General features: G+C 58.8%; 4 protein-coding genes and 1 pseudogene. All 5 read left to right on the top strand.

The annotated features are described in order from the left end of the window. Window positions 1–736: 736 nt before the first annotated feature. A pseudogene (locus IB244_RS31130) lies at window positions 737–1,071 on the top strand (IS3 family transposase); the annotation flags it as partial. 282 nt (window positions 1,072–1,353) lie between these two features. After that, window positions 1,354–2,361 (top strand): efflux RND transporter periplasmic adaptor subunit, encoded by a 1,008-nt coding sequence (locus tag IB244_RS31125; RefSeq protein ID WP_246734802.1) that lies wholly within the window; start codon window positions 1,354–1,356, stop codon window positions 2,359–2,361. Window positions 2,362–2,371: 10 nt separating this feature from the next. Continuing rightward, complete coding sequence (locus IB244_RS31120) at window positions 2,372–4,132, top strand: ATP-binding cassette domain-containing protein (RefSeq protein WP_192306881.1); 1,761 nt, start codon at window positions 2,372–2,374, stop codon at window positions 4,130–4,132. After that, a complete protein-coding gene (locus tag IB244_RS31115) occupies window positions 4,129–5,268 on the top strand; it encodes an ABC transporter permease (RefSeq protein WP_192306879.1) in 1,140 nt (379 codons plus the stop codon). Before IB244_RS31120 ends, IB244_RS31115 begins: the two co-directional genes overlap by 4 nt. Beyond that, the gene (locus tag IB244_RS31110) at window positions 5,265–6,383 is read left to right on the top strand and encodes an ABC transporter permease (RefSeq protein ID WP_210334366.1); all 1,119 of its coding nucleotides are present in this window, start codon (window positions 5,265–5,267) and stop codon (window positions 6,381–6,383) included. The genes IB244_RS31115 and IB244_RS31110 overlap by 4 nt, the downstream gene beginning before the upstream one ends. Window positions 6,384–6,971: the final 588 nt, after the last annotated feature.

Genomic DNA, 6,971 nt, shown 5'->3' with positions numbered 1-6,971 from the left:
CTGCGCGTAGGCAGTCGGTAGCTCTGTCGGAATGACGAGCCAGGACACCGCCGCCAGCCAAGTTGCACACCAAGCAAGAAACCTTGTCATGATCGCACCTTTTCTTTCTTTGGTGGAAGACGGATCATCGTCTCCACTGGACGTCTGGGGCAACCTCGCTTGCACCCGCAGAAAATGCAGCCGCCGGTCGAGCGAAAAATACTTGCGGATGCGGAGGCCCCTCGCAACGCCATGAAGACAGGCTAGCAGCAATCAGATCCGGCTGCATGTACGTTACGGTAAATTACGGAAACTGATCTGGTTCTTGCCATGGAATTGTCCGATACGCGATGAAGTGATGGGCCTGTCGACCTGAGGCCCTCCCGTTCAAAGTCGTGCAACCAACACGCATAATCGCGAGGGCGGAGCTTGGCTTCGCAGGTTGATTGTCAAAGCGCTTATAATGAGAGCATTACCTCGCTCACTTATGAAGTGAGAGATCATGCCCGGTGACTTCTCGGGCGATTTCTATGGCACGGTATATTCGTCTTCGTGGCTGAGGTGGCTCGCCCTCCACGGGTCTTCCAAGGGTTGCGCGCGTAGGCCGGGCCGATCATCACAAATGAAGAATGCGATTACGTCGTTGAATCCGGGCGGACCGCCTGGAGGAAGCTGCGCCTCTATTCATATCTCCTACGCAAGCTCAAGTTCACCGGGTCCGGGCCTCACCTAAATTCCAATGGCATAGTGCGTCGCCTATCTCTGCGCCGTCGTCTATTGGTTCATTCGTTGTGTGCCTTCATGGTGATCACGATAGAGACGGCTAATAGAGGCGGTTGAGGAGGCCCTTGCCCGGTTTGGCAAGCCCGACATATTCAATACCGACCAAGGATCGTATTTCACGTCCATCGACTTCACGGCGGTGTTGAAGAAGGGTGGGTTGGATGGATGGGAGGGGGCGTATGGCGGGACGACGTCCTTGTCGAGCGGCTCTGGCGGTCGATCAATTAGGAGGAGGTTTATCTTCGGGCCTTCAAAATTGTGTCCGAGGCCCGCGCTGGGATCGGCCGTTATTTGATCTTTTACAATACGCACACGCGCATGAAGGCGGCCGCATGATCGAGGCGTAACCACTTAACGAAACGCCGCGAACTGTTCAGACAAAGCGAGCCAGCTCTGTGATGGGGGTACTCTTCCACGAGCCGTTTGGCTCTGGTTCGAGCGCGCCAGACCTTGACCAGCTCGCCATCCAGCACGCGGAGACTATTCTGCGCGAATGAGGATATCCAAACCCGAATAACCTGATCAAAGCGACCCTGCAGCACAGACCAAAACCAACGAGAAGTCGACTTAGCCGCGGAGATGAATGAAGTCATGAAGCGCATTCTAATTATCGTCGTTTTTCTCGCGATCCTCACAGGAGGCGGGGCGTATTGGTATCTCCATGACCGCAACGGCTCCGGGGGAGTTGTTCTCTATGGAAACATCGATTTCAGGCAGGTCGATCTCGCCTTCAACGGGAGCGAGCGGGTCGCGGAGGTGCTCGTCGAGGAGGGGGATCGGGTAAAAAAGGATCAGGTGCTCGGGAGGCTGGATACCAGCAGGCTCGCTCCCCAAGCGGCGCAAGCGGAGGCGCAAGCGGCAAGCCAGCGCGCCAACCTTGCCCGGCTAAAGAACGGCAGTCGCCCGGAGGACATCGCCCAGGCGCGCGCCAATCTCGGATCGGCGAAGGTTGAGGCGGCGAACGCGAGGGCGCAGTATGAGCGCCAAGGCTCCCTTGCTCTGCGAGCCGTCGCCAGCCAGCGCTCGCTTGAGATGGCGGAATCGGAATCGAAGCAGGCCGATGCCAAGGTGGAGGTTAATCAGAAGGCATTGGATCTGCTTGTGATCGGTCCCCGGATCGAGGACATCGAAGAAGCAGAGGCGCAGCTTCGCGCGGCGGATGCCAATGTTGCCCTGCTGCATCAGCAGCTCGCGGAAGCCAATTTGGTAGCCCCAGTCGAAGCGATCGTGCGATCCCGGCTAATCGAGCCGGGGGAAATGGCTTCGCCGACGCGGACAGCGTTCTCGCTCGCCACAGTCAATCCTAAATGGGTTCGCGCCTATGTCTCCGAGACGCAAATCGGGCTACTGCGCCCTGGGATGAAGGCAACCATCAGCGTCGATTCCTTTCCGGGACGGCCGATACCGGGATGGATCGGTTTCATCTCCTCGGTCTCCGAGTTCACACCGAAAACAGTACAGACGGAGGAGCTCCGAAGCAGCCTGGTCTACGAGGTGCGAGTATTTGTCGAGGATCCAGATAACGTCCTAAGGCTTGGAATGCCGGCAACCGTGAGACCGGATCTCGGTAGCGACGTCGCAGCGACCGCGCAGAAATAGGGTGAAAGCCATGAACGCCCAACAGACAGCCCTGGTCGCCAAGGACGTTCGCAAGACCTTCAAGCGCGACGCCGGTAAGCCCGTCGATGCCCTTGCTGGCATCTCGCTTGAGGTGGCTCGCGGAACGCTGACGGCCCTGGTCGGCCCGGATGGCGCGGGCAAGACCACGCTATTGCGACTGGCCGCCGGCCTGGTCGCACCAGACGCCGGCAGCATCGAAGTCATCGGTATCGACGTCGCCCGTTCGCCGCAACAGGTCCAGGACAGGATTAGCTACATGCCTCAGCGCTTCGGTCTTTACGAGGACTTGAGCGTCCAGGAAAACCTCGATCTCTATGCCGATCTGCACGGGATAGAACAGGAGCAGAGGAACAACATCTACCCGCGGCTGTTCGAGATGACACAGCTCGGGCGGTTCAAGCAAAGGCCGGCGGGCAAGCTTTCGGGAGGCATGAAGCAGAAGCTCGGGCTTGCCTGTACGCTCGTCCGCTCGCCACAACTGCTGCTCCTCGACGAACCGACCGTCGGCGTCGATCCGCTCTCCCGCCGCGAGCTTTGGGAGATCGTCCACAAGCTCATCGAGGAAGACGAGCTGTCTGTGATCGTGTCGACATCCTATCTGGACGAGGCTGAGCGCTGCGAACACGCCGTGCTGATGCATGCGGGACAAGTTCTCGCCAAGGGGCGGCCGGCGGACATTACAGAGAAGGCAAAAGGGTGTTGCTTTTTGATGAGGGACGCAAAGGGCATGGCGGCGCGATCCCTCCAAGCCCGGCTGTTTTCACTTCCCGGCGTCGTTGATGCAGTTCCGGAAGCTGGACGCGTCCGCGTGGTGCGCAAATCTGCAGAGGATGAACGACCGCTCGAGGTGGTGGGTACAAAGCTTGAGATCGAGGCGGTAAAACCTCGCTTCGAGGACGCCTTCATGATGCTCTTCAATGAGGCCACTGGCGACGAACGACGCGAGAGCCGGACAGAAGGTTCGAGCCACCATCCGGCCTCTGCTGAGACAATCGTAGAGGTGCGGGACCTTGTCCGCACCTTTGGCGACTTTACCGCTGTGGACCATGTCAGCTTCGGCGTGAAGCGTGGCGAGGTCTACGGCCTACTGGGACCGAACGGGGCCGGCAAGAGCACGACATTCAAGATGCTCTGCGGCCTTTTGCCGGCAAGCAGCGGCACGCTGCAGGTAGCAGGGGCGAACCTATTGACTGCGGGGGCAAAAGCACGCCAGCGGCTCGGCTATGTTGCACAGAAGTTCTCCCTCTACGCCCAACTCACTGTCGATGAGAACCTGGAATTCTTTTCCAGCGCGTATGGGCTGCGGGGACGCGCCAAGCGCGACAGGATCAATACCCTGAAGGAGCAGTTCGAACTTGGACAATTCTCTGGCCTTCCGAGCGGACAGTTGCCCGGCGGTTTCAAGCAGCGGCTCGCACTTGCGGCAGCATTGTTGCACGAACCCGACATCCTGTTCCTCGACGAGGCGACTAGCGGGGCCGACCCGCTGGCGAGGCGGCAGTTCTGGGGGCGGATCACCGCACTCTCAGAACAGGGCGTCACGGTCATCGTGACGACCCATTTCATGGAGGAGGCGGAGTACTGCGATCGGATCATCATTCTGGACGCAGGCAAGAACCTTGCAGAAGGCACCCCCCTCGAAATCAGGACACACGCAAAGAGCACGGAAAACGACGCCCCGACCATGGAGCAAGCATTCATCGCGATCGTTGAGAAAGAGCGGCAGAAGTCCAAGGAGAGCACCTCATGAGCGATCAGGGACGAAGTGGCCTGGCCTCGGCACTCAGGCGTATACGCGCGCTGGTGCGCAAGGAAGCCTGGCAGCTCCTGCGTGACCCTAGCAGCATCGCGATCGGCATCATCATGCCGGTCGCTCTTCTCGTGCTTTTCGGCTACGGCATCAACCTGGACATCAAGAACGTCCCCGTGGCCATCGTCATTGAAGACGATTCTGGCGCGGCGCGCGGCATGGCATCAAGTTTCGAGCTCTCGGACTATTTCTCCGCCCGAAGAGTCAAGACCATGGTGGAGGCCGAGCAAATGCTGATGTCAGACGATATCAGAGCGATCGTCCGCATTCCCAGAGATTTCGCGCGATCGATCCAGCTCAGCACTGCGGAAGTCCAACTAATCGTCAACGGGGCGGATTCCAATACGGCGCGGATCTCGCTCGGTTATGCGCAGGGTGCGGTTGGGGTCTGGGCAGCGAAGGAGGCGGCCCGAAACGGTGGCAAGGTTTCAGGCATCACGATTGTTAGCCGGCTCTGGTTCAACGAAGCCAACGACAGCACCTATTTCCTCGTACCAGGTCTCATCGTGCTGGTGATGACGCTGATCGGCGCGCTGCTTACCGCTCTTGTCATGGCGCGGGAGTGGGAGCGCGGGACCTTCGAAGCACTGTTCGTCACCCCGGTTCGTTCAGTGGAAATCCTGCTCGGAAAGACGATCCCCTATTTCCTGCTTGGATTGGCGGGGCTGGCGCTCTGCGTCCTCGGCAGCAAGCTTTTGTTCGGGGTCCCGTTTCGTGGCTCGCTGGTCATCCTCACCATCGTATCGATGCTCTATCTTCTCGTCGCGCTCGGCCTCGGGCTGGTCATCTCATCGGCGACCAAGAGCCAATTCGTCGCGAGCCAGGTCACCCTGTTTGCGACCTTTCTTCCAGCCATGATGTTATCGGGCTTCATGTACGATCCCCGCAGTATGCCGTTCGCTGTCCAGATCATCACCTACATATTCCCCGCACGCTACTTCGTGACGCTCCTCCAGACTTTGTTCCTCGCCGGCAACATCTGGGGGGTCATCCTGCCAAACGCCGCTGTACTCGCCGCCATGGCAGCAGTGTTGCTTGGACTCTCGGTGAGGCTTACCCGAAAGAGGATCGCATGATGCTGGCGTCGTTGCTTCGAATCCTGACAATTATCCGTAAGGAACTCCTTGTCATGCTGAAGGATCCGAAGAGCCGTGCAAGCGTGCTGCTGCCGCCAATCCTTCAGTGCTTCATCTTCGGTTATGCGGCTAGCTACGATCTCAACACCGTCCCGTATGCGCTGGTCGATCAGGATCACAGCGCGACCTCGAGGGCCCTTGTCGCCAAGCTGGAAGGTTCCGGGGTGTTTCAGCGGCAAGCGACGCTGAGCCAGACAGCCCAGGCGGCCGCGTTGCTGGACACGAAGCAGGTGGTCCTCATCGTCGTCATTGGACAGGATTTCGAACGAAAGCTTGAGAGCGGCGCATCGTCGGTCGTCCAAGTGGTTGCCGACGGGCGTAACTCGAACACCAGCGGCGTAGCTCAAGGTTATGCAAATACAATCATCGGAGACTTCTCAAGCAACTGGCTTGCCCAAAGGCGTTCTCCAGGCGCGATCCAAGTCACGACCCGAGCGTGGTTCAACCCGCAACTCGAAACCCGGTGGACGATGGTACCGTCGCTCATCGGAACCATAACAATGATGATGACTATGTTGCTGACGGCGATGTCGGTCGCGCGCGAGCGTGAGGAAGGGACCTTCGACCAGCTCCTCGTTGCTCCCTTCACTCCGACCGAGATCATGATCGGCAAGGCCGTGCCTTCGATGATTGTCGGCACCGTCCAGGCCTCTGTGATCCTATTGGTCGCGCTGTTCTGGTTTCGGATTCCCTTCGCGGGATCGTTCGCTACCCTCTACCTGGGACTTGCGCTGTTTCTGGCGGCCGCGATTGGTTTTGGGCTATTCCTGTCGTCGCTGGCAAGAAACATGCAGCAGGCGATGGTTTTGTGTTTCATCTTCCTCATGCCCTTCATGCTGCTCTCGGGATTGATGTCGCCGACGGACAACATGCCAGAGGTTTTGCAATACGCGACCGTGATAAATCCCTTGAAATACGCGATATCGATCACCCGCCGCGTCTACCTCGAGGGCGCGCACATCAATGAGATGGTGCCAGACATGTTAGCGCTCGTTGCCATCGCCGCCGTCACTATGCCTACCTCGGCATGGATGTTCAGGCGCCGATTGAACTAGAGGCTGAAGCGTTCAATGTCCGCAAGGGGCTGCGGATAGTGGACTCACGTGCGGTCTCGGCTAGAAGGGGTCAAGCACATTCTCTCTGGATCGAAACACTCGCGTCACCCACAGCAATATTCCCAAGATACTTGGTTTGATGTACCTAAGATCGTCCCCGAAATCGCGGATGAGTTTCCGGAGAAATCGATCCGGAAGCAGAAGTGGTTTCCGTTGAAGATGGCCATCCGTGACGCAGCTCAGCCGCGGCCCTTTGAAGTTTAGCGTATCCAAAACGCTCGCGTCCTCAGGATACAGAGGAAGGTCGCAAAGCTCGTTGAGGATGACTAGCGGCCGCCCCATGGTAACCGTTCGCGCAACGTCCCGCCACGGTTTGAGACGACTGCTTTGTACCGATCTGTTCCTCCTGAGCGAGTGCTTTGATGTAGCCTCAATCTGCCAGAGCGCCGGCCGCTGTGCACTATCCCGGTAGGGACGCCCGTTGCCGAGCGCCCCCCGGACAGATCCGAGCGAGCGGGATTCCCGCACTCGGCTCCTACCTCGGGTGAGTGACGGCGAAGCGGACGCTTGGCCAGGGATGAAGAGTAC

Source organism: Rhizobium sp. RHZ02 (genome assembly GCF_014851575.1).
GTDB classification, from domain to species: domain Bacteria; phylum Pseudomonadota; class Alphaproteobacteria; order Rhizobiales; family Rhizobiaceae; genus Rhizobium; species Rhizobium altiplani.
This window is presented reverse-complemented; position numbering and strand designations above follow the sequence as displayed.

Excerpts from the sequence above, each read along its gene's own strand:
- IB244_RS31125 (WP_246734802.1), top strand. The coding sequence starts at position 1,354 with ATGAAGCGCATTCTAATTATCGTCGTTTTTCTCGCGATCCTCACAGGA.
- IB244_RS31120 (WP_192306881.1), top strand. The coding sequence starts at position 2,372 with ATGAACGCCCAACAGACAGCCCTGGTCGCCAAGGACGTTCGCAAGACC.
- IB244_RS31115 (WP_192306879.1), top strand. The coding sequence starts at position 4,129 with ATGAGCGATCAGGGACGAAGTGGCCTGGCCTCGGCACTCAGGCGTATA.
- IB244_RS31110 (WP_210334366.1), top strand. The coding sequence starts at position 5,265 with ATGATGCTGGCGTCGTTGCTTCGAATCCTGACAATTATCCGTAAGGAA.